This window comes from Rhizobium mulingense, assembly GCF_029194105.1.
Taxonomy (GTDB): domain Bacteria; phylum Pseudomonadota; class Alphaproteobacteria; order Rhizobiales; family Rhizobiaceae; genus Rhizobium; species Rhizobium mulingense.
Genome location: NZ_JARFVE010000003.1, coordinates 307,262 through 332,371 on the forward strand (window position 1 = coordinate 307,262; position 25,110 = coordinate 332,371).

Consider the following 25,110-nt stretch of genomic DNA (forward strand, 5'->3'; position numbering starts at 1 on the left):
GCTTCCCAGCCGAAGATATGAGCTCCCAACTTCGTCTTCGCGCGAACGATCATCATTGAACCCCTAAGAGCACTGCGGCGAAACGACCATCCGGCGTCTTTGCTCGCGCTTTTATGAAAGATCACCATTATGACGGCTTCCTTCTTCCGCACTGCCCTCATTCTCGGCCTTTTATCGGCCATCGGCCCCTTTGCCATCGACATGTATCTGCCTGCGCTGCCTTCGATCGGCCAGGATCTGCATGCCGACAATAACGTCACCCAGCTGACCCTTCTCGCCTTCTTCATCTCCTTTGCGCTCTCCCAGCTCGTCTATGGTCCGATCTCGGACATGTGGGGCCGCAAGCTGCCGCTCTATCTCGGCATCAGCCTCTTCGCGCTAGCCTCGATCGGCTGCGCGCTTTCGACCGATATCGAGACGCTGATCGCCTTCCGTTTCGTCCAGGGCATCGGCGGTGCGGCCGGCATGGTCATTCCGCGCGCCATCGTCCGCGACATGCATACCGGCGTTCAGGCCGCGCGGCTGATGTCGCTGCTGATGCTGGTCTTCTCGATCTCGCCGATCCTGGCGCCGCTGACGGGCAGCGCGGTCATCGAGTTTTACGGCTGGCGCGGCGTGTTCTGGGCCGTGACAATAGCCGCCTTGATCGGCCTCGTCCTGCTCGCCACGCAGCTTGACGAGACCCGCCCGGCCACCGATCGCAGCGGCAGCGGCCTCGGGAGCGCCATGACGGCTTACCGGCTGCTGCTATCCGACCGCAATTTCCTGACGCTGACCTTCATCGGCGGCCTCGGCATTTCCAGCTTCCTCGTCTATCTCGCCAACTCGCCCTTCGTGCTGATTGAGCATTATGGGCTGACGCCGACGCAGTACAGCTTCGCCTTCTCGATCAATGCCGTGTCCTTCTTCGCGGTGTCGCAGGCAACGGGTTGGCTCGGCGAGCGTTTCGGCCTGGTGCGGGTCATGCGGATTGCCGTCAGCGCCTTCGCACTTGCCATGGTCGTCATGGCGGTTGCTATGGCGGCGGGCTTCAATCAGATGCCTGTCATGGCGAGCTTCCTGTTCATCGGCTACGGCTTTCTCGGCCTCGTCATCCCGACGAGCGCCGTGCTGGCGCTTGAGGATCACGGCGCGATCGCCGGCACCGCCTCGTCGCTGATGGGCACGTTGCATTTCGTCATCGCCGCCGTCGCCATGGTGATCTCGAGCTTGTTCTTCGACGGCACCGCCCTTCCGATGGCCGCCGGCATCGCCGTCTGCGCCTTTATGGCCTTGGTGTTGACGCAGGCCACGATCGGCCGCCGCGCCGCCACCGTCGCCGCTGAATGATCAGAACGGGCCGCACCGGTCATCCGGTTGCGGCCACCAATCACGGTTGCGGCATCGCAGAAAATACTTCGCCCAATTGAATATTGGTTGATAGCGCTATCTAGGCGTTAACGACATTGTCATTGCGGAGAATATGCATGGTCGACGAGAAGCGGCTGATCTCGAAAATCACCTGGAAGCTGATGCCGTTTCTCGGCATCCTTTATCTCATCGCCTATATCGACCGGCAAAATGTCAGCTTTGCCAAGCTGCAGATGGTCGATGCCCTGGGCCTGAGCGAATATGCCTATGGTCTTGGCGCTTCGCTCTTCTTCATCGGCTATTTTCTCTTCGAGGTGCCGAGCAATCTCTTCCTCGACAGGCTCGGCGCGCGTGTCTGGTTCGCCCGCATCCTGGTCTCCTGGGGCCTCGTCACCATCGCGCTCGCCTTCACCCAGAACGCAGCGATGTTCTATATCCTGCGTTTCCTGCTCGGAGTCTGTGAAGCCGGCTTCTTTCCCGGCGTCCTCTATCTCCTGACGCTATGGTTCCCTTCGGGCTATCGCGGCCGGATGGTCGGCCTGTTCATGATCTTCAGCGCGATCGCCAATGCCGTCGGCGCACCGCTCGGCGGCGCGCTGCTCGATCTCGACGGCCTCTACGGCTTTGCCGGCTGGGAGTGGGTGTTCCTGGCGACCGGTATTCCGGCCGTCATCGCCGGCGTCGTCACCTTTTTCTATCTTCCCGGCCGGCCTGAGAATGCGAGCTTCCTCAGTCGCGAGGAGAAGAGCTGGCTGGAACGGAGGCTCGCCTCGGAAAATGCCGACATGGACGCAAATGCCGGAAACGGCTTCAAGGCGCTCGTCGACCCGCGCGTCCTCTTGATGGCGCTCTGCTATATCGCCTTTCCGCTGTCGGCCTATGGGCTGAGCTACTGGCTGCCGACCATCGTCAAGGCCTTCGGCGTCAGCAACACGGTGAACGGTTTCCTTAACGTCATTCCCTGGCTGCTGGTCGCAGGCGCGCTCTATGCCGTTCCCGCCATGGCCGACAAGGCGCAATCGAAGACGCCCTATATCGTCATTCCGGCCTTCATCGGCGCCGCCTGCCTGCTGCTGTCGGCACTGATCCCGAACCACACGGTGCAATTCGCCTTCCTCTGCGTCGCCGCCGCCGGCATTTTCGCGCCGCAGCCGGTGTTCTGGAGCCTGCCCTCGCGGTTCCTGAAAGGAGCGGGTGCGGCGGCCGGACTTGCCGCCATCAATTCGGTCGGCAATCTCGGCGGCTTCGTCGCCCAGAACGTCGTGCCCTGGATCAAGGATGAAAGCGGCAGCACGATCGCGCCGATGTTCTTCCTCGCCGCCTGCCTTGCCGCCGGCGCCCTCTTGGTCTTCTTCGTCACGCGTCAATTGTCGAGCCGCGAAGCTGCGGCGGCACCGAGCCGGATCTGAGCGATGTGCTTCAGGCCGTCAGCGTGAAGGCGTCGCTTTCGCCCGGAACGAGCTCCATCGGCCAGATCCTGTTGCGGGCGCCCTGCGGATAATGATCGGCATAGGCCGGCATGGTGGCAAGCAGGGTTTCGCCAAGCTGGGCGCCGAGATCGCGCAGCGACATGCGGAAGGAGGTCAGCGACGGCTGGAGGAAAAGGGTGCGCGGCTCTTCGCGGAAGCCGACGACGGCGAGGTCGCGACCGGGCACGATGCCTGCCTCGGCCAGCCTGCGGTAAAGCCCGATCGCCATCAGCTCGTGGATCAGGATGATCGCCGTCGGCCGGTCTTCGATCATCAGCAGTTCGTGGCCGGCCTGATAGCCGCCCTGTTCGCTCGACTTGACGCGGATGACGAGGGTCGGATCAAAGGCGATGCCGTGGCGCTGCAGCGCCTGGCGATAACTGTCGAGGAAGATGTAGCCGAGATTGATGTCGGAGGAGGGGGCGGCCACCGCAATCCGTCGATGGCCCTTGGCAACGAGCCGGTCGACGCCGCGCGCCGCCACGCCTTCGAAATCGAGGTCCATCCAGGTATAGCTGCCGCCGGACGCGCTGCGGCCGAGCGCCACGAAGGGGATGCGGGCTTTTTCCAGAAGCTCGATGCGCCGGTCTGTGCGCCGTGTCGCCGAAATGATCAGCGCATCGACGAGGCGGCGCGCCACCATGCGCTTCAGATATTCATGCGGATCCTCGTCGTCAGGGCAGGGCAGCATGACCAGATCGAGCTTGTGGCGGGAAAAGACGCTCTGCAGCCCGTCGGTGACGCCGAGGAAGAAGTCGTCGCTGTTTTCGACCGTCTCGCGGCTCACTTCAAGCATTAGCCCGATGACATTGGTCATGCCCTGGCGGAGGCTGCGACCCGACTGGTTGGCGACGTAGCCAAGCTCCTCGGCGGCGGCGAGCACCCGCCGGCGCGTTTCCTCGTTGACGTCGGGCTTGCCGTTCAGCGCGCGGGACACGGTGCCGATCGAAATGTCGAGATGCTCGGCGAGCTGGCGGATTCCCTTCATGTCAGCCGATCCTCTTCCCCTAAGGCGCCGAGTCATGGCCCTTCTTGCCACAGGACGACCTCTGCGAAAAGCCATAGGGGAAGCTTCGGCGAATGACGAGTTCCAGGATGACGCGTTCGTAACCTACAGGCGCGTCCGGATTTTCGAGACGCGTGGCTCCACCCGGTCGGTGGCGGCAGCCGGACGAGCGGCTGCTCTCCTGCCAGCATGGCCTTGATATTGAAATCAAAAAGCCGAGGCTGCGGAACGCAACCTCGGCTGACGGTCAAGCGACGCTGACGCGTTCAACGCCACTTCAAACAACTTCAGGCCTACTCGCAGACCCGCACGGTTTCGGCGTGGTAGCCGCCGTCATAGCGGTTGCGCACGTCGCGGTCCTCATACCAGCATCTCGGCTCTTCGACATAGCGGGGGCTCTCGACATAACGAGGACCTTCATCGACGTAGCGCGGGCTACCATTGGCGATTGCGCCGCCGATCAGGCCGCCGACGACGCCTGCAGCAACGCCGCCGGCGATGATGCGGCCGGTATTGTTATGGTGATGATGGTCACGCGCGGCAGCGGGCTGAATAGCCGATCCAACAAGGGCCGTCGCGATCAACAGGCTGCTAATAATTCTCTTCATAACGCTCTCCTCAGTGGGCACAGGCCCCGGATAAAAGTAAAATGCGGCAGCAAGGCGTTTGTTCGTTCAAACTTTGCGACAACAGGTAACGCATGTCAGGTCGCCGATTCCCCCGCCGTCGTCTCCTCCAGCACGTCTTCGGGAATATCGTCGAAGGAAGCGTAGTTCAAGTTATAGAGTCTGGAATAGAGCTTGCCGTTCTTCATCAGCTGGCGGTGGTCGCCGCTTTCGATGATTTCGCCGTTCTGCAGCACGATGATGCGGTCGGCCTCGCGGATCGTCGCCAGGCGATGGGCGATGACGAGGCCGGTGCGGTTTTCGAGCAGTTTGACCAGCGCCTTCTGGATCAGCATCTCGGTATAGCTGTCGATATTGGCGGTCGCCTCGTCGAGCACCAGGATCTTCGCATCCGCCACCAGTGCACGGGCAAAGCTCAGGAGCTGGCGCTGGCCGAGCGATAGATTGCCGCCGCGCTCGCCGAGAATGCTGTCGTAGCCGTCGGGCAGGCGCATGATGAAATCATGCGCGCCGACCGCCTTGGCCGCCTCGATCACCTGCTCGCGCGTCGCCTCCAGCTTATGGTAGCGGATGTTTTCAAAGACGGTGCCGGTAAAGAGGAAGGGCTCCTGCAAGACCATGGCGATCTGCGCGCCGAGCGAATCCTGGGTCAGTTCCCTGACGTCGTGGCCGCCGACCAGCACCTGCCCCTGCTGTACGTCATAAAAGCGATGGATGAGCGACATGCAGCTCGATTTGCCCGATCCCGTCGGCCCGACCAGCGCCACCGTCTCACCGGGATTGACCTTGAAGCTCACATGTTTCAACACCGGGTGCTTCGGATTGTAGCCGAAGACGACATCCTTGAATTCCACCGAACCGTCCATGTCGCGCGACAGGGTCTTGGCGTCGGGCGCGTCCTTGATGTCGACGGGCACGTCGAGCACTTCGGTCAGACGCTGGCCGGACGCCATGGCGCGCTGCATCACCGAATATTGCAGGGTCAGCGACCGGATCGGGTCGAAGAAGCGCTGGATATAGAAGAGAAAAGCGACGAGCACGCCGACGTCGAGCGCCTGGTTGAGAACTCGGGCGCCGCCGACGACGATGACGAGCGCCATCGCCACGCCGGTCAGGCTGTCGACGATCGGCACCATCACCTGGGCATAACGCGCCGCCGTCAGGTGCGTCCTGAGATTGGCATGCGCCTTGTCGTCGTAGAGCGTGAAGTTGACGCCCTGCCGGTCCATGCTCTGGACGGCGCGCACGCCATGGATCGCTTCGGCGAGCGCGCCGTTTGCCACCGAATTGGTCTCATGCGCGGCCATGAAGGACTTGCGGGCGAGGGGCAGCCAGAACAGCCGGACGATGAAAAGCACCGGCAGCACCGAGAGCGTCAGCAGCCCCAGCTTGAAATCGAGGTAAAGCATCACGAAAACGATGCCGAAGAGCAGCACGATGTCGCCGACCGAAAGCACCGAGGTCTCGAGGAATTCCTGCATCGAGTTGACGTCGCCCTGCAGGCGCGACATCAGCCGCCCCACTTCGGTCTTGTCCATGAAGGAGAGCGAAACGCGCTGGAGATGCGAGAACATCGCCTTGCGGATGTCGAAGAGCACCTCTTCCGCGACGTTGCCGACCAGCGTCTCCTGCGCGTAGCTTGCCGCATAATTGATAAGGATGGCGATGGCGAAGGCGGCGATCGCCGAGATCAGCGCCGAAGGACTGCCGCCCGGCGACATGCCGTGGTCAATGGCATAACGGATGATCAGCGGGATCAGCAATTGCATCGTCGTGAAGGTCAGGACGGCGACGACCGCCCAGAGGACCTGGGTGCGGTAGGGGTGAACGAATGCCCAGATGCGCTTGACGATGTTGCCGTCGAAGGCCTTGCCGAACATTTCCTCCTCGATGCGATGCGAACCGACCACTGCCCGCGGCGGGCGGCGTCCGTCCTCGCGGACGTCCGGACGCTCGGTTTCCAGTTCCTCGGCCATCGTCGTTCCTCCTGCGGCCATCACTTGAGGCTGGTCCGCACATCAATTGCTTGTCCGCGCTTCTCCCCAGCGGGGAGAAGGTGCCCGAAGGGCGGATGAGGGGGCCACACGGCAGGCCCTCATTTGCCCTTCGCTTCCGGGTAGCGCACTCGTCGCTATCGCTCCTCGCCCCCTCATCGCCTCGCTTTGTTCGGCACTTTTCTCGAGCGGGGAGAAGAGAAGATTACGCGCTCAACACCTCGTCGCCCGGCCGTACCTGCAGCTCGTAGAGCGCCTTGTAGCGGCCGCCGAGGGCAAGCAGCGCCTGATGCGTGCCGCGCTCGACGATCCTTCCGTCTTCGACGAACAGGATCTGGTCGGCATGCATCAGCGAGCTCAGGCGGTGGGCGACGATGATCGTCACCCGGTCGGCGGCATAGCGGCGCATGGCGCTGCGAATGCGCTGCTCGGTGGCCGCATCGATCGCCGCCGTCGAATCGTCGAACACCATCACCGCCGGCTTCAGCATCAGCGCGCGGGCGATCGAAAGACGCTGCCGCTGACCGCCGGACAGCGATACGCCGCGCTCGCCGACGACGGTGCCGTAGCCGGTGGGCAGGCCGAGCACGTAATTGTGCAGCTGGGCGCTTTCGCTGGCGCGTTCGATGCGGCTTTCCTTCGCCCAGGGGTCGCCATAGGCGATGTTGTTTTCGATCGTCGTCGTGAACAGGAAGGAATCCTGCTGCACGACGGCAACGGCGCGGCGCAGCGACTGCAGGGTGGCCTTGCGGATATCCTGGCCGTCGATGGTGATCTTGCCGCCGCTGACGTCGTAGAAGCGCGGGATCAGATGGGCGATCGTCGACTTGCCGCTGCCGGGCGGACCGACGATGCCGATCGTCTGGCCGCGTCGGGCTTCGAACGAGACATCATGGAGCACCGTGCGCTTTTCCAAGCCTGGATAGGCGAAGCTGACATTTTCGAAGCGCAGCACGCCTTCCGTTACCGCCAATTCTTTGGCATCCGGCGCATCCTTGATCGCGATGTCGAGGTCGAGCAGCTTGAAGAGCCGCGAGCCGCAGGTGGAGGCGCGGGCAAAGGCATTGACCATCAGGCCGAGCTGGCGCACCGGCATCTGCAGGATGGTCATGAAGGTCAGGAAGGAGGCGAGCGTGCCGACGGTAATCTCGCCCGACATCACCTTGCCGCCGCCGATCCAAAGCACGAGGCCCATCGCCGCGAAGAAGGAAAAGGTCATGGCACTGGTATTGACGACGCGGATGCCAACCCGCTGATGGGCGAGCGCCAGCGCGTTTTTCGAGGCCGCCTCGAATTTCGTGAGTTCATGCTCCTGGGCGGCAAAGGCGCGCACGACGCGGATGCCGCCGAGATTCTCCTCCATGATGCGGGTCAGCACCGACAGCCGCTCCTGCAGGTCGAGCCAGGTGGCGCGTAGCCTGAGCTGCGTCACCGAGGAGCGCCAGCCGACGAACGGCACGAAGGAGAGCGCCAGCAGCCCGAGCACGACGTTGGTCGACAGCAGCATATAGGCGCCGATGCCGATCAGGATCGTGAGCAGGATCATGCGCACCAGCGCGGTGGAAAAATACATGCGCACGCCTTCGAGATCGAGCATGCCGACGGTGATCAGATCGCCGGAATGCACGGTATCGTGAAAGCTGAAGGACAGGCGCTGGATTTTTTCATAGCAGGCCAGGCGCAGCTCGTAGCCCATGTGGTGGCCGACGGATTCACTGAAATAGTTCTGCACCATGGTGAAGAGGCCGCGCAGCACGCTGGCGCCGAGCAGAAGCAGCGCCGTGGTCAGCAGCGCGTCCTGCGCCGCCTGGCCGGCCGCACCGCCGCCCATCGCCATTTGCGTGTGGTCGACGGCCTGGCCGAGAAGGCGGGGGATCATCAGCTGGAAGGTAGAGGCGATGAGCGTGGCGCCGATCGCAAAGCCTGCCTGCCAAGGGTGGCGGAAGGCCATCACGGTGATGCGCACCAGTGTAAAGAGGCCTCGGCCCCAGCCTGCCGCAGTTGCAAGCGCCATCGAAGCCGAAGGCTTCGTCGCGCGTGTTAACGCATCGCTGCTCACGGTATTTTTCCAATAGATGTGTGCTCGGACGCTGGCCCGAAAAGACGGCAAATCCATGAAAGGATTGATAGCACCGTCAGTTTTGCCGATTCCATTTGGCGGTTCAAGTAAAGAATTCACCAACTGGTTATTTTTGCGTGAGGCCGCCTCGCCTCAGCCGCGGGAACAATCGGCGCGCGGGTGGGTTGCAGCAGGCAGACCCGTCGGGCAACCGTTACCGGAGAGATAAGATGCCGCTGAAAGCCCTTGCTCTCAACGCCACGCTGAAGACCAGCGACGCCAAGGACCCGTCGTCGACCGACCGGATGATCGCCCTCATCGACAAGGCGCTGTCCGAATATGACGTTGTGACCGAAGTGCTTCGCCTTGCCGATTTCAACGTCAAGCCGGGCGTCACGTCGGACGAGGGCGAAGGCGACGATTGGCCCGATATCCGCGCCAAGCTGCTCGACTCCGATATCCTGCTGCTGGCGACGCCGATCTGGCTCGGCCAGCCGTCCAGCATCTGCAAGCGGGCGCTCGAGCGCATGGACGCCTTCCTCGATGAGACGGACGATCAGGGCCGCATGGTTTCCTACGGCAGGGTCGCGGCCGTTGCCGTCGTCGGCAACGAGGACGGCGCCCATCACGTGTCGGCCGAACTCTATCAGGCGCTGAACGATGTCGGCTTCACCATCCCGGCCAATGCGGTCGCCTATTGGGTCGGGGAAGCGATGGGTTCCACCAATTTCGTTGATCTCGACAAGGTGCCGAAGGTCGTGACAAAGGCCGTCGACATGCTGGCGCGCAATACGGCGCATCTGGCCGGGCTGCTGAAGGCAAAGCAATATCCCGGTGAAAGCGCTTAAGACTAGAGCCTTTCCTGGTTAGATTGAAGCATTCTGCCGGGGCAGGTTTTCGCCAGGGCAGAGGCGATTGGCGACGGGCATACCCTCAGGTACGTCCGAGCCGATCGCCTCTGATCCTGGCGGAAAGGTGCCCGGCCCTTCGGGTTGGCTGAAACGGGCCGGCTGATCGACCGGCCGGCTTCGCCGTAGGACTGGGCTAAGACGCGCGCCGGCCGGTCGACCATCCGACTCCGTTTGAGCCAACAGAATGCTTCAATCTAACCAGGAAAGGCTCTAGGTCACTGAGTGCCGCCTCGTCGACGCGATAACGACCGGATTCTCGTTGCACCGAATGCACAATTGCTCGAGACGCTCGCGCTCCCTTCTTTGGGAAGGGAGCGCGCGAGTTAGCATTTGTTTAAGTTGTCGCAAGTGTTCGTCACGCCGGCCGTTCAGAAGCACTTGTCCGCCACTTGATGAGGCGCTTCTCGGCGATGTCCAGAAGGCTGTCGATAATCAAGACAAAGATCGCGAGGATCAGGATGCCCGCGAAGACGCCGACCGCATCGAAATTGCCTTCGGCCTGAGCGATCAGATAGCCGAGCCCGGCAGAGGAGCCGAGATACTCGCCAATGATCGCCCCCACAACGGCGAAGCCGACCGAAGTGCGCAACGAGGACAGAATCCAGCTTGCCGCTGCCGGAAAATAGACGTGGCGAAGCAGGTCCCGCCGATTGCCTCCCAGAATGCGGGCGTTTGACAATACCACCGGGTTGACTTCGCGCACGCCCTGCATCGCGTTGAAGAAGGTGACGAAGAACACCAGCGTCACGGCGAGCGCCACCTTGGACCACAGCCCAAGGCCGAGCCACAGCACGAAGATCGGCGCGAGCACGACGCGAGGAATTGCGTTCAGCCCTTTGATGAAGGGGTCCAGAATGCGCGCGGTCGAACGGCTGAGGCCGAGCCACACGCCCGCTGCCACGCCAAGTGCCGTTCCAACGAGGTAGCCGAGTACGGTTTCGGTGAGGGTGATGGCGACGTGGCTATAGAAGCTGACGTCCGCCACCCAGGCTAAGACCTGGTTGAAAATGTCGACCGGAGCCGGAAAAAAGAAGACGTCAATGGCGCCGGCCGCGACACCGAGCTGCCAACCGCCGACAATTGCCACGAGCAGCACGATTTGAATGAGACGTTCAGTCATGACGTTCATAGCTTTTCTCCACTTCGCCGCGCAGCGATGACCAGATGTTGCGATAAAGATCCATGAAGCGCGGATCGAGCTTGATTTCAGCGACATCGCGCGGACGCTCGAGATCGACGGGGAAGCTGTCGATCACGCGCGAGCGCGGTCCAGCAGCAAGCACGACGACCCGATCACCAAGAGCAATCGCCTCCTCGAGGTCGTGCGTTATCATCACCACTGCGCGCCGCTCCTCCTGCCAAAGCCGCAACAGCTCGTTCTGCATCAGGTGGCGGGTATGGATGTCGAGCGCTGAGAAGGGCTCGTCCATCAGGATGACCTTGGGACCGGTGATCAGCGCCTGCGCCATCTGCACGCGCTTGCGCTGTCCGCCGGAAAGCTGGTGCGGATAGCGATGCTCGAACCCTTTGAGCCCGACTTTCGCCAGCCATCTCATCGCCTGCTCGCGACGATCGGCTGCACCGACACCTTTGAACATGGGACCAAGTTCAACGTTCTCGATTGCGGTCTTCCATGGAAGCAATGCATCCTGTTGAAAAAGATAACCGATGTCGTTCTGGACCCCGCGCACCGGCTGACCATCGATGAAAACAGTCCCGCTGGCAGGCTTCAGAAGGCCGGCAATCGCGTTCAGAACGGTGCTCTTGCCGCAACCGGTAGGTCCAACGATGGCCAGGAACTCGCCATCGGAGACGCTCAGATTGACATCCTGCACAGCGACATAAGCCCCGAAGGACATGGTGATGGAATCGATGGAAACCATCGGCTTTGCATGATCCGGACTGTTGGTCGGGGGTGCAGTTTTCACTACGGCCAATTCCATCACCTCCTCCTATCAGTTGGCAGGGGCGTTCGGGACCTTGCCGACGAACTCGTTCGTGTAGGTTTTTGCAAGGTCGATTTCGGCCGCGGCGACTTTGTCGTTGAAGCTCTTCAGGACGGCGAGCGGAATCTTGATATCGTCTTCGTTGATGCGCCCGGCCTTCGAGAAGATCGCCTTCGCGTTCTCGACCGCCTTGACGTAGGTGTCGCGATCGCCGGAAATAAATTCCTTCGGCAGCTTTTCGACGATCTCCTCCGCGGAGTGGCTGTTCATCCACTCGAGCGCCTTGACGGTCGCATTGGTGACCTTCTGGATCGTTTCCGGATTTTTGTCGATATAGCTCTGCGTGGCATAGAGGACGGAAGTCGGGTAAATCCCGCCATAGATTGCCTTGGCACCATCGTCGCTGCGTCCGTCGATCAGGATCTTGCCGACGCCCTTGGCCTCGATGAAGGTCGCTGCCGGGTCGTAGTTGACGAGGAGGTCGACCTTGCCCTGCTCAAGAGCCGCGACCGCGGCAGACCCGGAGCCGACGCCGATCAGCGAGATGTCATCTGCGGACAGGCCGTGGCGCTGCAGATAATAGCGGACGAAGAAATCGGAGGACGAGCCCGGCGAGGTAATCCCGATTTTTGCGCCCTTGATGGTTTCAGGTTTAGCCGGGTCGAAAGTGCTGTTCTTGCCGCCAGCCAGCACGAGCCCGGAATTGCGGGCGAGCTGCACGAACGCCACGACAGCCTTCTTCTGCGACTGCATCTGGATCGTGTGGTCATAGAAGCCGACTGCGATATCCGTCGAGCCGGCAACGAGCGCCTGAAGTGTCTTCGAGCCGCCCGAAGCAAAGTTTTCGACTGTTACCTCCAGGCCTTCCTTTTCATAAAGGCCGAGTCCCTGGGCGACCGGAAAAGGAAGGTTGTTGAGGTTGTAGGAACCAACGCTGATGCGGACCGGATCCGCGAATGCAGAACCGGCAAACACGACGGTTGCCGCGAGGGCGAGCATGAGCTTGCGCATGGTATTTCCTCCTGTTGGGTGGCGCCCTCCCGGCGGCCACGGTTATTATGCCGCGCAACCCAGTTGAGCGACAGGTTTTGCGAAGACTTGGCCTTCGAACAGCCGCCGGGCGGTGCGAAGGATTCCGGCAACGACCTTGCCGTCTCTCTCATACAGCTTAACGTCCAGGTGGCCGCTTGGGTGCTCTATGGAGAGTACCACCGGGGGCGTACGCCCGCCGATCAGAAGCGATGCAACCGTATCATGGCTGATACAGGCCGTGGCGATGCCGACGGCGCCCGTGGTTGCAAGCGACGGGTGACATTGATGGGGCATGAAATACCGTACGCTGATGTCGCCTCCAGACCTTGGCCGGGAAAGGAGCACCGGCTTCGGCGTTACCTGATTGCGCACGTCTCCAAGGCCCATCCGTTCGCCGGCAGCGATGCGCAGCTCTTCCAGCCGCCCCAGCAATGCTCGATCAGCATTGAGTTCAGCCGCTGATTCGAAGCCACTTGCACCGATCGCTGCTGCCTCGATCAACATCATCGGCATTGCACAGTCGATGCAGGTGACAGCTACACCATCAATCAGGTCGACAGGCTTGCCAGTGGGAAACAGCTGCCCGGTTCGAGCCCCGGCTGCGTCCATGAAGGTCAGTCCGATCGGCGCTGCACGTCCGGGCACGCCATCGATTTCAGCATTACCGAGATACGAAACGCTGCCGTTTGGAGTGGGAACTTCGGCCTCGATCAGCTTCCTGGTATTGACGTTATGGATCCGGACGAGTGTCGTTTCTCCACGAACCTGGACAAGCCCAGCTTCGATGGCGAAGGGGCCAACTGCAGCCAGCATGTTGCCGCAGTTCGGGGAAGTGTCGACAATCTGTTGATCGACCCGCACCTGGGCAAAGAGATAATCCACGTCGGCGCCCGGAATGCTGGCAGGTCCGACGATAGCTACCTTGCTTGTGACCGGGTTGCCGCCACCGATGCCGTCTATCTGCAACGGATGACCAGAGCCCATGACGGAGAGGAGAATCTCGTCGCGCTGACCGGCAGCTGCGGGAAGATCGCCTGCCAGGAAGAACGGCCCCTTTGAGGTGCCGCCTCTCATCAGTACGCAAGGGATCGCCAACAGGTCGTTCATCGCTTGTGCTTCCATCGGAATTATGTCATCGCCGTATCAATCGGCGCTCTTTGATCCAATTTATTGCAATATGCGTTTATTTGTGAAATGCTAAGAATCGGAGGATTGATGCAAGATGAGCATTAATTGTGAGATCCTTGACCTTCGAGCCTTCATGAGCGTCGTGGAGTTGGAGAGCTTTAATCGCGCCGCTGATGCCTTGCATATGTCGCAGCCCGCGTTGAGCCGCCGCATTCAAAAACTCGAGCAGGTCATCGGCGCGCCGCTTCTGGAACGGACAACCAGGCACGTGTCCGCGACAGCTCTCGGTACAGAACTCATGCCGCTCGTCCGACGCCTGCTGGAGGAGTTCGATGGTTCTCTCTTCGCGGTCCGCGACGTTGGAGCCAATCGCGGCGGATTGGTGACGATTGCATGTCTTCCAACCGCGGCATTCTACTTCCTGCCTACGGTCATCCGCCAGTTCAATGAAGAATATCCAAACATCCGCTTTCGTATCCTCGATCTGCCTGCCACTGATGGTCTTCGAGCCGTGGCAAGTGGCGAGGTGGAGTTCGGCATAAACATCATTGGCACCTCCGACCCCGACCTCACCTTCGAGCGGCTTGCGGAAGACCCATTCGTGCTTGCAGCGCGAAAGGATCATCCTCTTGCGGCAAAACAATGGGTCGAGTGGGCGGAACTAGAGCCCTATCACTTGATTACGGTTCATCGGTCGAGCGGCAACAGAACGCTGCTCGACGCGGCATTGGCAAAATCAAACATCAAACTTCGCTGGTTTTACGAGGTAACCCATCTGTCTACCTCCCTCGGTTTGGTTGAGGCGGGGCTTGGGATTTCGGTGCTGCCGCGAATGGCAACCCCGCGGGAAGACCATCCATTTCTGATCACACGCCCCATCCGCAATCCCGACATATCCCGCACAATCGGTGTGGTTCGACGTCGCGGCGGCACGTTGTCGCCGGCGGCAGAACGGTTTCTAGAGATGTTGATAGGTGTATGGGGAGCGTGATTGAAAGACGCCGCAAACGATGGTTCGAGCAACGCAATCGAACGTAGGTCACGTTGACGATATCCTGAGAGGAAGCACGGAAGCAGATGGCCAATGGCGGTGGCTTTCCCCACAACCGGCGGATCTGACCCCTCTGTTGAAGGTGAGGCGGCATCAGGCCATGGCGGTGCTGACGAGGCGTGGCCACCACGGCGCGAGGGTCGGAAAATATGCCGCTGTTCCAACAAGTTAAACTTCGCTCCAATAAATCCCTTGCCACTCGCGGTTTTTGGCGCTTTCATACACGACTAGTTTAATAGACTATGGGCGGCTGCTTTGCCGCCGAGTTCGTTTGCGGGCCGCTTTTACGGACCCGCTCTGCGGTCGATGTTTGTGAATGGCCGCATGACCCTCATCAACGCGTGACCCGGTGTTTATGCGTTGAAGCCTCGATCGACCCCAAGGGCGCTGATGAAGCCGCAAAGGAGTTGCGATGACGGTTCAGGGACTTTTCTCCGGAAGGGCCAATGCTGCGGCGATGATATCGGCCGTTCCGCGCATTGCGATCGTCGGGCGCGGCTTTTCCGGCATGATGACGGCCATTGCGCTGATGAAGACGGTGCGCACCCCCTTCCACCTGCAGCTGTTCGATCTGAACTCGTCGGTCAGCGGCGGCCAGGCGCTGGCCTCTGCCCGCGCCTCGACGATCCTCAATACTCGCGTGCGCGATCTCTCGGTCGCCGTCGGCGACAGCGACGATTTCAACGACTGGCTCTGTACCAACGCCGCCTTCCGCGCCGCCGTGCCGGCCGCCATTCCCGGTTTTCGGCAGATCTTCGTGCCGAAGGAAATCTTCAGCGATTATGTCTACCAGCGCTTTTCCGAAGCGCTGGCGGCGCGCCGGGACATTACGGTGCAGGTCTGCAACGATCCTGTCGTGGCGATCCGCCGGAGCCACGGCAACCGCTTCCTGCTCGAAAGCGCCAATCCCGCCAATCCGCTATTCGATACGGTGATCCTCGCCACCGGCTATGGTCTCAGCGATCCGCGTGCCGAGGAGCCGGGTGCTTCGCCGGTCCGCGCCCAGCGCCTCGTGGCACGGCCGCATGCGGTGCTGCTCGGCAGCGGCATCCGCGTCGTCGACCAGGTGCTGCAGTTGCGCGATTCCGGTTATGCCGGCCAGGTGACGATCATTTCCCGGCGCGGCTTCCTGCCCCAGAGCCATACGCCGAATTCCGCCGATCCGGTGTTCCCGGCCGAAGCGCTGCCCGAGAGCCTGCCTGACATTGTGCGCTTCATCCGCCAGGCCTGTCGCGAGGCGGAAGAAGAGGGGCGAAGCTGGCAATCGGTGATGAACGGGCTGAGGAAACATGCCCGCTCGCTTTGGAGATCGCTGCCGGCCGGCGACAAGCGTCAGTTCAACCGCCATTTGCGGGCGATCTACGACAGTCACCGCAATCGCCTGCCGGAAGCCATCCACCTGCGCCTGCAGCGCGAGCTCGCCGAAGGCCGCACGGTGCTGCGCCGCGGCCGGGCCGGCCGCCGCGGCCTGAGCGGCCTGTTCTTCACGCCGGCCGGCTCCTCTGTCGAAGAGATCATCCATGCCGAGCGCATTATCGATTGCCGCTGCCAGGCGCCGGATCTTTCCACGCCGCTGATGGAGAGCCTGTTTTCCTCAGGCCTCGCCATGCCGGACGAACTGTCGCTCGGGCTGGCGGTCAATGCGCGGGGTGAGCCCTTCCTGGAGGACGGTTCGACGGTTGTCGGGCTCTTTGCCGTCGGCCCGCTCGGCCTCGGCAGCCTGCCCGATATCGATCTGGTGCCCGAAATCGTCTCACAGGCCTATGCGGCGGCCGAACGGATCGGCGAGCGCTTCTATCCGCAGGTCAGGGCCGTCTGAAAAAGTGTGATCTTTTCGGAACCATCTCCGCCCCGCCGCGTTAACAGCGCTGGTGACCAAGAGGGGCAGATGGAAGTGTTGGATCGGCATGATACGTCTCTTCAAGAAGAGGGACGCTTTCGTCTTCTGGTCGATGCCATCACCGACTACGCGATCTACATGCTGAGCCCCGAAGGCATCGTCACCAGCTGGAATACCGGCGCTCAGCGCTTCAAAGGCTACAAGCCTTCGGAAATTCTCGGCGAGCATTTTTCCCGTTTTTATGTCGAAGAAGATCGCGCGGCCGGGATTCCCGAGCGCGCGCTTGCCACGGCACTCGAGCAGGGACGGTTCGAGGGGGAGGGCTGGCGCCAGCGCAAGGACGGCAGCCGCTTCTGGGCGCATGTCGTCATCGATCCGATCCGCCGCCCCTCCGGCGAGCTCATCGGCTTTGCCAAGATCACCCGCGATCTGACCGAACGCAGGGCAGCCGAAAACGCGATCCGTCAGAGTGAGGAACAGTTCCGCCGGCTTGTCCAGGGCGTCTCTGACTACGCGATCTACATGCTCGATCCCAATGGCAATGTCAGCAGCTGGAATTTCGGCGCCGAGCGGATCAAAGGCTATCGGCCGGATGAAATCATCGGCCGACATTTCTCGACCTTCTATACGCCGGAGGATCGTGCCGCCGGCCTGCCGGAGACCGCGCTCCGCATCGCCCGCGCCGAGGGCCGGTTCGAGCGGGAAGGCTGGCGTGTCCGCAAGGACGGCACCCGCTTCTGGGCCAGCATCGTCGTCGACGTCATCCGCGGCGATGACGGCGACGTGCTCGGTTTTGCCAAGATCACCCGCGATATCACCGAGAAGATGGAGACGCAGCGGGCGCTGGAGCAGGCGCGCGAAGAGCTTTTCCAATCGCAGAAGATGGAGGCGATCGGTCAGCTGACCGGCGGTATCGCCCATGATTTCAACAATCTGCTGATGGCCGTGCTCGGCAGCCTGGAGATCCTGAAGAAACGGATGCCGCAGGATCTCTCCCTGACATCGCTGGTCGACAACGCAATGCAGGGCGCCCAACGCGGTGCTGCCTTGACCCAGCGTATGCTGGCCTTCTCCCGCCGGCAGGAATTGCACATGGAGCCGCTCGACGTCTCCGGCCTGGTGCGTGGGATGATGGATATTCTGAGCCGTTCGCTTGGCCCCCTCACCACCATCGAGACCTCATTTCCCGTCAGGCTGCCGACCATCCTCACCGATCCGGCCCAGCTGGAAATGGCGATCCTCAACCTCGTCGTCAACGCTCGCGACGCAATGCCGTCGGGCGGCCGCATCGTGCTGCGCGCCTCCGAGGAATCGATAGCCGCGGGCACGGGGCCGCTGTCGGCCGGCCGCTATGTCAGGATCGCCATAATCGATGAAGGCGAAGGCATGGATACAAAAACGCTGGAGCAGGCGGTCACGCCGTTCTTCACCACCAAGGGTGTCGGCAAAGGCACCGGTCTTGGCCTTTCGATGGTACAAGGTCTTGCCACCCAATCCGGCGGCCGGCTCATCCTGAAAAGCCGCCCCGGCGAGGGAACGACCGCGGAATTATGGTTCCCGATCGCAGCCGTCGAGCAGCGGGTCGTGGCACCGGCCGACGTGCCGCAACCGGATAGCGATGCACAGCGCCGGCTGCGGATCGTCGCCGTCGATGACGACGGCCTGGTCCTGATGAATACGACGCTGATGCTGGAGGATCTCGGCCACACCGTCTTCGAGGCGATGGCTGGTCCCGAGGCGCTTGACATCCTGCGTAAGGAGCCGGTCGATCTGGTCATCTGCGATCACGCCATGCCGCGCATGACCGGGGCGCAGCTCGCCGAGGCGATCCGCAGCGAGTGGCCCGAGATGCCGATAATCCTCGCCACCGGTTACGCCGATCTGCCCGACGGCGTCGGCGCCAATCTGCCCCGCCTGGGCAAGCCCTTCTCGCAGGCGCAGCTTGCGGAAGCGATCAGCCGGGTTGCTTGTTAGCCGTGACTGACTGGTTCTACCGCATGTCGCCCGGAAGTGTGGGTCAGTTCCGGGATAGCGACATGCGTAAAAACAAAGAACTAAAGCGCGAGGAGCGAATCTGAAAGATCGCGACGCGCTTTAGGCGCGAAGCTTCTCGTCGCCATTATCCCGGATGCCCGTGCGGCCGGCTCCCTCGCCTAGTTCCGATGTCCTCGGGATTTGCTGTTCATCGGTCGCGGCCGCAGTTGCGCCGCCGAGCAGGCGCTTTTCGGTCTCTTGCAGATCGAGGATTGCCTGTTCGATCGTCTCAGCCGAAGTTTCGCGCGAGGCTGCGCGCCACCGATGATGCCGCCACCACGCGACGAGCAGGCGTCGGCTAGGAACTTCAATCGTCTCGTGAATGAACCATGCTCCTGCCGCCGCAACGAAAAGCGCCACCAGGATGAGCACCAGTTCCGGCATCAGAGCCTCGAAAGCCCGGCGTACGAGGAACATGATCGGGACGTGGAAAAGATAGAGCGAAAAACTGATCGTCCCCAAGAACCGCGCGGGTGCCGCTGCCAGGACATGGGCTGCGATGGGAGGCTGTCGCGCGACGAGCGCTACAATCACGGCTGCGGCGGCCGCGCTTTGCAGGCTCCAGAATTCAGGGGAGAAACCAGGCAAGACATGCCTGTACGTGAAGAACACCGCCAGAAGGAATAGCGTGAAAGCGCCCGTGCGGGCGGAAGGCCTCCACCTGTCCCAGCAGGAATGCATCGCTCCGGCAAGTGCGCCGAACAGAAAATAGGGGAGCTTGGAAAGAAGCAGTATGCCTGGTCCCGGCAGCTCAAGCAGACCATCTACCACGACCAGCACCGCCAAACCTGCGATCACGCCGCTATAGCGTTGCGGGCGGGTCAAGCAGAGCCAAAGGATCGGGAAGAACAGATAGAATTGAATTTCGGGTGGAATTGACCAGAAAACCCCGCTCGAGCCCAGAAGAAAGACGTGGCGGAAAAACTCAGTGCCGCCGACGATCGGCTGAACGAAGTTTAGACTTTGTATTCCGGACAGCATCGCCACGAGCAGGACAGCGGTCAGATAGACCGGATAGATGCGGGCAAAGCGGCTCACAAGAAAATCCAGGACGGTTTCCTTGGTGACCGGCCGCGAGCCGTAGAGATGGGCCATCAGAAAGCCGCTGAGGGCAAAGAACAGGCCGACGGCTTCGCTGCCCATGGTCACGTCATGCAAGGCCGTGTCCGGAAAGATGAGGCCGATATGCGCCTGCACCACCAGAAGCGCGGCGAGACCGCGCAGACCATCGAGACTGGGGATGTAATCCGGCCGGTTCATGTGCAGCTTTTAGATGTTCTGTTCAGGCAAGCAGTATCGGACATCGCTTTACAAGAGATTAAGTCGCCGAGCGCAAACTTCCGACGTGCAACTGTTGCTTGCCGGAGAGCCGCACCGGTGCAAAGCGACAGCGAGTGCCGACCTACGCTCGGCTTCTTCCGATCTCTCCGCGAACAACAAACACCAGCAATGCCAGCACCATCACCGCCAGCCCGTACCAGGTGATCGCATAGACGAGATGGTTGTTGGGAAAATGGATGACCGTCAGGCCGCCGACGGGGAGGCCGCCCGGATTGGCGGTGGCATCCGCGTCGATGAAAAAGGGTGCGACCGCGCCGAGGCCGCGCTTCTGGGCAATCGCGGCGACATCGCGCGAATACCAGCGGTCGGCGGCGACGTCGTTGGATTGCAGCAGCGATCCCTTGGGCTCCGTCATCCGCAGCAGTCCGGTGATCTCGATCGGGCCTGATATCTGACCGTCGCGGCGCGAGGCCGGGTCGCGCCTGTCCGTGGGCACGAAGCCGCGATTGACGAGAATCGCGGCGCCGTCGGCGAGCATCAGCGGCGTCATCACCCAATAGCCCGGACCGAGCACGGTCGAGGCGTAGACCAGCGTCTCCTTGTCGTTTGCCAGCACTCCCTCGACTGTCACCCGGCGATATTCGTCGTTGCCGGCATCGACCTTGTCCCAGTCGGCGCGCGCCGGGGCCGGTAGGGGGGCTGAGTGCACGCGCTGGTCGACGCGGGCGATGAGGTCGCTTTTCCAGCCCAGGCGCTGAACCTGCCAGGTGCCGAGACCAAAGAGGATGGCGGCAAGCAGCGTCAGACATACGGCGAAGAGCGCAGGTTTTGCCCGAAAATGCGCTCTTTCCGATGTTTCCTTGGAGGTTTCGCTCATGGGCTTAGGGCGGCGCGGCGGCCGCCCCTTTCATTACGGCATGTTCTTCATCATCTCAGGGCTCATCGGCATCATGTTGGTGTTGAGATGATGCATGACCCAGAGCGAACCGGAGAGCGCGATGGCGACGATGATGAGGGTGAAGATCAGCGCCATCATCGTCCAGCCGCCCTCGCTTCTCGGGTTCATGTGCAGGAAGAAGACCATATGGACGACGATCTGGATGGCGCCGATAGCCATCACCAGCACCGCCGTCACCGCCGGGCTTTCGAAGACATCAGCCATGACCAGCCAGAAGGGAATGGCGGTCAGAACGACGGAGAGCGCGAAGCCCGCCATGTAACTGCGGAAGGTGCCGTGGCCGGCCTGGTGGCCGTGGCTGTGGCCGTGATGCGCCTCGTGGGCATCCTCATGAGCAGGGGCTTGCGAACTCATCCGACAACTCCGAGCAGATAGACGAAGGAAAACACGCCGATCCAGACGACGTCGAGGAAGTGCCAGAACATCGAAAGGCACATCAGGCGGCGGCGATTGGCCTCGATCAGCCCGTGCATCGACACCTGCACCATCAGCGTGATCAGCCAGATGATGCCGAAGGTGACGTGCAGTCCGTGCGTGCCGACGAGCGTGAAGAAGGAGGACAGGAAAGCGCTGCGCGTCGGCCCGGCGCCCTCGTGGATCAGGTGGATGAACTCATAGAGTTCCAACCCGATGAAAGCCGCGCCGAAGAGGCCGGTGACGGCAAGCCAGAACAGCGTTTCCGCCTTGGCGTTCCGCTCCATCTGCAGCATGGCGAAGCCGTAGGTGATCGAGGAAAAGAGCAGCATCGAGGTGTTGAGGGCGACGATCGGCAGATCGAAGAGATCGGCCGGCGACGGACCGGCGGCATAGTTGCGGCCGAGCACGCCGTGCGTGGCAAACAGCACCGCAAAGATCAGGCAGTCGCTCATCAGGTAGAGCCAGAAGCCGAGATTGGTGCTCCCCTCCGGATGATGGTCTTCGGTCAGATAGAATTCAGGCTTTTCGGCCGTGTCGATGGTTTGATCGCTCATGGTCATTACACCTGCTCGGCAAGCAGCGCCGTGCGCTTGCCTTCCGTTTCGGTCACCTTGCCGGCGGGAATGTAGAAGTCGCGTTTGTAGTTGAAGGTATGGCCGATCGCCACGGCAAGCAGCGCGACGGCGGAAACGATCACCAGCCACCACATGTACCAGATCAGGCCGAAGGCGAGCGCGACGCTGATTGCCGACAGGATGGCGCCGGTGCCGGTATTCTTCGGCATGTGGATCGGCTTGAAGCCGCCGAGCGGGCGCTCGTAGCCGCGCTTTTTCATGTCGTACCAGCTGTCATGGTCGTGAACCACAGGCGTGAAGGCGAAGTTGTAGTCCGGCGGCGGCGAGGAGGTCGACCATTCCAGCGTCCGGGCATCCCAGGGATCGCCGCTGTCGTCTCGCAATTCCTCGCGTTTCATGAAGCTGACGACGATCTGGATCAGGAAGGCGGCGATGCCGAGCGCGATCAGGCCGACACCGAAGGCCGCGATGATGAACCAGATCCGCAGCGACGGATCCTCGAACTGGCTCATGCGGCGGGTGACGCCCATCAGGCCAAGCACGTAGAGCGGCATGAAGGCGAACCAGAAGCCAATCTGCCAGAACCAGAAGCTCATCTTGCCCCAGAAGGGATCGAGCTTGAAGCCGAAGGCCTTCGGGAACCAGTAGTTCACGCCGGCGAACATGCCGAAGAGAACGCCGCCGATGATGACGTTGTGGAAATGGGCGATGAGGAACAGCGAATTGTGCAGCACGAAGTCGGCCGGCGGCACGGCCAGCATGACGCCGGTCATGCCGCCGATAACGAAGGTCACCATGAAACCGACCGTCCACAGCATCGGCACCTCGTAGCGGATGCGGCCGCGATACATGGTGAAGAGCCAGTTGAAGATCTTCGCTCCCGTGGGGATCGAGATGATCATCGTGGTGATGCCGAAGAAGGAGTTGACGGAAGCACCCGAGCCCATGGTGAAGAAGTGGTGCAGCCAGACGATGTAGGACAGGATCATGATCACGCAGGTTGCGTAGACCATTGAGGCGTAGCCGAACAGGCGCTTGCCCGAGAAGGTGGCGACCACTTCCGAGAAGATGCCGAAGGCCGGCAGCACCAGGATGTAGACCTCCGGATGACCCCAGATCCAGATGAGGTTGATGTACATCATCGGATTGCCGCCGAGGTCGTTGGTGAAGAAGTTCGTCCCGGCATAGCGATCGAGCGACAACAGGGCGAGCGTTGCCGTCAGGATCGGGAAGGAGGCGACGATCAGCACGTTGGTGCAGAGCGCCGTCCAGGTAAAGACCGGCATCTTCATGAAGGTCATGCCCGGCGCGCGCATCTTGACGATGGTGGCGATCAAGTTGATGCCCGAGAGCGTCGTGCCGACACCGGCAACCTGCAGGCCCCAGATATAATAGTCGACGCCGACGCCGGGACTGTAGGCGGCGCCCGACAGCGGCGGATAGGCGAGCCAACCGGTCTGGGCGAATTCGCCGATGAACAGCGACAGCATGATGATGATCGCGCCGGCGGTCGTCATCCAGAAGGAGAAGTTGTTGAGGAAGGGGAATGACACGTCGCGCGCGCCGATCTGCAGCGGCACCACGAAGTTCATCAGGCCGGTGACGAAGGGCATCGCCACGAAGAAGATCATGATGACGCCGTGGGCAGTGAAGATCTGATCGTAATGGTGCGGCGGCAGGTAGCCCTCCGACCCGTTGAAGGCGATCGCCTGCTGGACGCGCATCAGGATCGCATCGGAGAAGCCGCGCAGCAGCATGATGACGGCGAGGATCACATACATGATGCCGATCTTCTTGTGATCGACGCTGCAGATCCAGTCGTTCCAGAGCGGGCCCCAGAACTTGAAATAGGTGATGGCGCCAAGCACGGCGAGACCGCCGATGACGACGCCGATGAAGGTCACGACCAGAATCGGCTCGTGGTAGGGGATGGCATCGAGGGTCAACCGGCCGAAGATCAACTTCAGGAGGTCAGGATTGGAAAACATGGAACAACCCGTTCATTATGTCTTGCGACGCAAAGCGCCAGGTTAATTGTTGTTGTTGAGCTGCGCAGGCGCCGGATCGGTGCCGTTGCTCATGCCGGGCATGGAATGGCCGTCGTGCTGCATGTCCATGCCGGGCATGTCGTGCTGCATGTCGTTGCCATCAGAATTGCGCGGCGGTTCGGCCTTTGCCGGAACGCCCGTTGCAGGTACGGTTGCGCCCGGCTGGACGACGCCTTCGCCGGCATGGCGGTTGTCGTATTGCAGCTTTTCGCGGTTTTCGGTGCTTTCCTTGCCGCCGCCGCCCATCATGTCGATGTGCATCATCTCGTTCATGCACATCTTGCCCGGCGTGGCGCACAGGTTGAGGATGGCGGTGTAGAGATCGGCATCGGTGCCGGCATAATAGCGGACTGGCTCCTTCTCGCTCGGCTTCTCGAGCTTCAGGTAGGCGTCGCGGTTGAGCATCGTGCCCTGCTGCTTGACCTTGGCCACCCAGGCGTCAAACCCCTCGCGGTTGAGGCCATGGAACTTGAAGCGCATATGCGAGAAGCCGGCGCCGCTGTAATTGGCCGAGAATCCCTCATATTCGCCTTCTTTGTTGATGACGGCATGCAGCTTCGTTTCCATGCCGGGCATGGCGTAGATCTGGCCGGCAAGGGCGGGGATGTAGAAGGAATTCATCACCGAGGAGGCAGTGATCTTGAAATTGATCGGCATGTCGACGGGCGCGGCGAGCTCGTTGACGGTGGCAATGCCGAGTTCGGGATAGAAGAACAGCCATTTCCAGTCGAGCGCCACGACCTCGACGGTCAGCGGCTTGGTATCAGCCGGGATGGCGCGCTCGGCATCGAGCCGGTCGAGGGGGCGGTAGGGATCGAGCTTATGCGTGGAAATCCAGGTGACGGCGCCGAGCGCAATGATGATCGCCAGGGGTGCCGCCCAGATGACGATTTCGAGGCGGGTCGAATGATGCCATTCCGGCGCGTAAGTCGCGGCCGTGTTGGAGCGGCGGTAGCGCCAGGCGAAGAGCAGCGTCAGGAAGATCACCGGAACGATGATCAGAAGCATCAGCACCGTCGAGATGACGATCAGATCGCGCTGCTGCGCGGCGATGTCGCCGGAGGGCGCCATGACCACCATGTTGCATCCTGCCAGGAAAAGCAGCGGCAAGACGGATAGAAGGCGGGAAAACTTCATGAGTTTTGGCACGTCTCTAAGCTCTTGTTGTTTCGTTTTGTCCGCGACTAAAGCACTGAACCGAATAGCGACATGAGGCGGAAGGTCGCAGTGCAGCAAACATGCCGCACTGCGGCAAAAATCATTGCGCGCTAGTGCTTTGAAATCCTGATGAAATCTAGAAGGATTTTAGCCCTGCGCATGTTTCAATCCAATATATCCCCAACTGCCGGTCAGGCCAGCATTTGCAGGTGAAATCACACTCCGGA

Annotated in this window: 20 protein-coding genes; 6 read left to right on the forward strand and 14 right to left on the reverse strand. The window is 61.5% G+C overall.

Annotation, left to right across the window (positions count from 1 at the left end; genetic code table 11):
* Positions 1 to 129: 129 nt before the first annotated feature.
* Both PYR71_RS06370 and PYR71_RS06375 read left to right on the forward strand, forming a co-directional pair.
* Positions 130 to 1,329: a multidrug effflux MFS transporter gene (locus tag PYR71_RS06370; protein WP_275618669.1), complete on the forward strand. Its 1,200-nt coding sequence runs from the start codon at positions 130 to 132 to the stop codon at positions 1,327 to 1,329.
* A gap of 137 nt (positions 1,330 to 1,466) precedes the next feature.
* Positions 1,467 to 2,759, forward strand: coding sequence for an MFS transporter (locus tag PYR71_RS06375; RefSeq protein ID WP_275618670.1), 1,293 nt, complete (start codon positions 1,467 to 1,469; stop codon positions 2,757 to 2,759).
* A gap of 10 nt (positions 2,760 to 2,769) precedes the next feature.
* Here PYR71_RS06375 and PYR71_RS06380 read toward each other — a convergent pair whose 3' ends face one another.
* The 4 genes from PYR71_RS06380 to PYR71_RS06395 all read right to left on the reverse strand — a co-directional run bounded on the left by PYR71_RS06380 (position 2,770) and on the right by PYR71_RS06395 (position 8,459).
* Complete coding sequence (locus tag PYR71_RS06380; RefSeq protein ID WP_183919025.1) at positions 2,770 to 3,807, reverse strand: LacI family DNA-binding transcriptional regulator; 1,038 nt, start codon at positions 3,805 to 3,807, stop codon at positions 2,770 to 2,772.
* Between the two features lie 311 nt (positions 3,808 to 4,118).
* Positions 4,119 to 4,433 carry a hypothetical protein gene (locus PYR71_RS06385; protein WP_183919024.1) on the reverse strand — a complete coding sequence of 105 codons (315 nt, stop codon included), beginning with the start codon at positions 4,431 to 4,433 and terminating at the stop codon, positions 4,119 to 4,121.
* A gap of 95 nt (positions 4,434 to 4,528) precedes the next feature.
* Positions 4,529 to 6,427 (reverse strand): ABC transporter ATP-binding protein, encoded by a 1,899-nt coding sequence (locus tag PYR71_RS06390; RefSeq protein WP_275618671.1) that lies wholly within the window; start codon positions 6,425 to 6,427, stop codon positions 4,529 to 4,531.
* Between the two features lie 223 nt (positions 6,428 to 6,650).
* Positions 6,651 to 8,459 carry an ABC transporter ATP-binding protein gene (locus PYR71_RS06395; RefSeq protein WP_275619053.1) on the reverse strand — a complete coding sequence of 603 codons (1,809 nt, stop codon included), beginning with the start codon at positions 8,457 to 8,459 and terminating at the stop codon, positions 6,651 to 6,653.
* Between the two features lie 275 nt (positions 8,460 to 8,734).
* On the opposite strand from PYR71_RS06395, the gene PYR71_RS06400 reads away from it, so the two are divergent.
* Entirely contained in the window at positions 8,735 to 9,352 is a 618-nt protein-coding gene (locus tag PYR71_RS06400) for a flavodoxin family protein (RefSeq protein ID WP_275618672.1), read from the forward strand.
* A 418-nt stretch (positions 9,353 to 9,770) separates the two neighbouring features.
* Here the strand turns inward: PYR71_RS06400 and PYR71_RS06405 are convergent, their stop codons facing one another.
* The 4 genes from PYR71_RS06405 to PYR71_RS06420 are packed head-to-tail and all read right to left on the reverse strand — an operon-like array spanning position 9,771 to position 13,500.
* Positions 9,771 to 10,544 (reverse strand): ABC transporter permease, encoded by a 774-nt coding sequence (locus tag PYR71_RS06405; protein WP_275619054.1) that lies wholly within the window; start codon positions 10,542 to 10,544, stop codon positions 9,771 to 9,773.
* Positions 10,528 to 11,358 (reverse strand): ABC transporter ATP-binding protein, encoded by an 831-nt coding sequence (locus PYR71_RS06410; protein WP_183919020.1) that lies wholly within the window; start codon positions 11,356 to 11,358, stop codon positions 10,528 to 10,530. The genes PYR71_RS06405 and PYR71_RS06410 overlap by 17 nt, the downstream gene beginning before the upstream one ends.
* A 12-nt stretch (positions 11,359 to 11,370) precedes the next feature.
* Positions 11,371 to 12,372: an ABC transporter substrate-binding protein gene (locus tag PYR71_RS06415; RefSeq protein WP_275618673.1), complete on the reverse strand. Its 1,002-nt coding sequence runs from the start codon at positions 12,370 to 12,372 to the stop codon at positions 11,371 to 11,373.
* 45 nt (positions 12,373 to 12,417) lie between these two features.
* The gene (locus PYR71_RS06420) at positions 12,418 to 13,500 is read right to left on the reverse strand and encodes a 4-oxalomesaconate tautomerase (protein ID WP_275618674.1); all 1,083 of its coding nucleotides are present in this window, start codon (positions 13,498 to 13,500) and stop codon (positions 12,418 to 12,420) included.
* Between the two features lie 115 nt (positions 13,501 to 13,615).
* Between PYR71_RS06420 and PYR71_RS06425 the strand changes: the two genes are divergently transcribed.
* The 3 genes from PYR71_RS06425 (at position 13,616) to PYR71_RS06435 (ending at position 18,386) form a co-directional block, all read left to right on the forward strand.
* Positions 13,616 to 14,512: a LysR family transcriptional regulator gene (locus PYR71_RS06425; RefSeq protein WP_183919017.1), complete on the forward strand. Its 897-nt coding sequence runs from the start codon at positions 13,616 to 13,618 to the stop codon at positions 14,510 to 14,512.
* A gap of 472 nt (positions 14,513 to 14,984) precedes the next feature.
* Positions 14,985 to 16,391, forward strand: a complete 1,407-nt coding sequence (locus tag PYR71_RS06430; RefSeq protein WP_275618675.1) for an FAD/NAD(P)-binding protein — start codon at positions 14,985 to 14,987, stop codon at positions 16,389 to 16,391.
* 69 nt (positions 16,392 to 16,460) lie between these two features.
* Positions 16,461 to 18,386: a hybrid sensor histidine kinase/response regulator gene (locus PYR71_RS06435; protein ID WP_275618676.1), complete on the forward strand. Its 1,926-nt coding sequence runs from the start codon at positions 16,461 to 16,463 to the stop codon at positions 18,384 to 18,386.
* A 120-nt stretch (positions 18,387 to 18,506) separates the two neighbouring features.
* Here PYR71_RS06435 and PYR71_RS06440 read toward each other — a convergent pair whose 3' ends face one another.
* The 6 genes from PYR71_RS06440 to cyoA all read right to left on the reverse strand — a co-directional run bounded on the left by PYR71_RS06440 (position 18,507) and on the right by cyoA (position 24,874).
* A complete protein-coding gene (locus tag PYR71_RS06440) occupies positions 18,507 to 19,706 on the reverse strand; it encodes an acyltransferase family protein (RefSeq protein WP_275618677.1) in 1,200 nt (399 codons plus the stop codon).
* Positions 19,707 to 19,848: 142 nt separating this feature from the next.
* On the reverse strand, positions 19,849 to 20,604 hold the full coding sequence (locus PYR71_RS06445; RefSeq protein ID WP_275618678.1) for an SURF1 family protein: 756 nt from the start codon (positions 20,602 to 20,604) through the stop codon (positions 19,849 to 19,851).
* Between the two features lie 33 nt (positions 20,605 to 20,637).
* The gene (cyoD, locus tag PYR71_RS06450) at positions 20,638 to 21,039 is read right to left on the reverse strand and encodes a cytochrome o ubiquinol oxidase subunit IV (RefSeq protein WP_275618679.1); all 402 of its coding nucleotides are present in this window, start codon (positions 21,037 to 21,039) and stop codon (positions 20,638 to 20,640) included.
* Positions 21,036 to 21,656: a cytochrome o ubiquinol oxidase subunit III gene (cyoC, locus tag PYR71_RS06455; RefSeq protein ID WP_183919011.1), complete on the reverse strand. Its 621-nt coding sequence runs from the start codon at positions 21,654 to 21,656 to the stop codon at positions 21,036 to 21,038. Before cyoC ends, cyoD begins: the two co-directional genes overlap by 4 nt.
* Positions 21,657 to 21,661: 5 nt before the next feature.
* Positions 21,662 to 23,665 (reverse strand): cytochrome o ubiquinol oxidase subunit I, encoded by a 2,004-nt coding sequence (gene cyoB / locus PYR71_RS06460; protein ID WP_275618680.1) that lies wholly within the window; start codon positions 23,663 to 23,665, stop codon positions 21,662 to 21,664.
* A 42-nt stretch (positions 23,666 to 23,707) separates the two neighbouring features.
* Complete coding sequence (cyoA, locus tag PYR71_RS06465) at positions 23,708 to 24,874, reverse strand: ubiquinol oxidase subunit II (RefSeq protein ID WP_275618681.1); 1,167 nt, start codon at positions 24,872 to 24,874, stop codon at positions 23,708 to 23,710.
* Between the last annotated feature and the right edge of the window lie 236 nt (positions 24,875 to 25,110).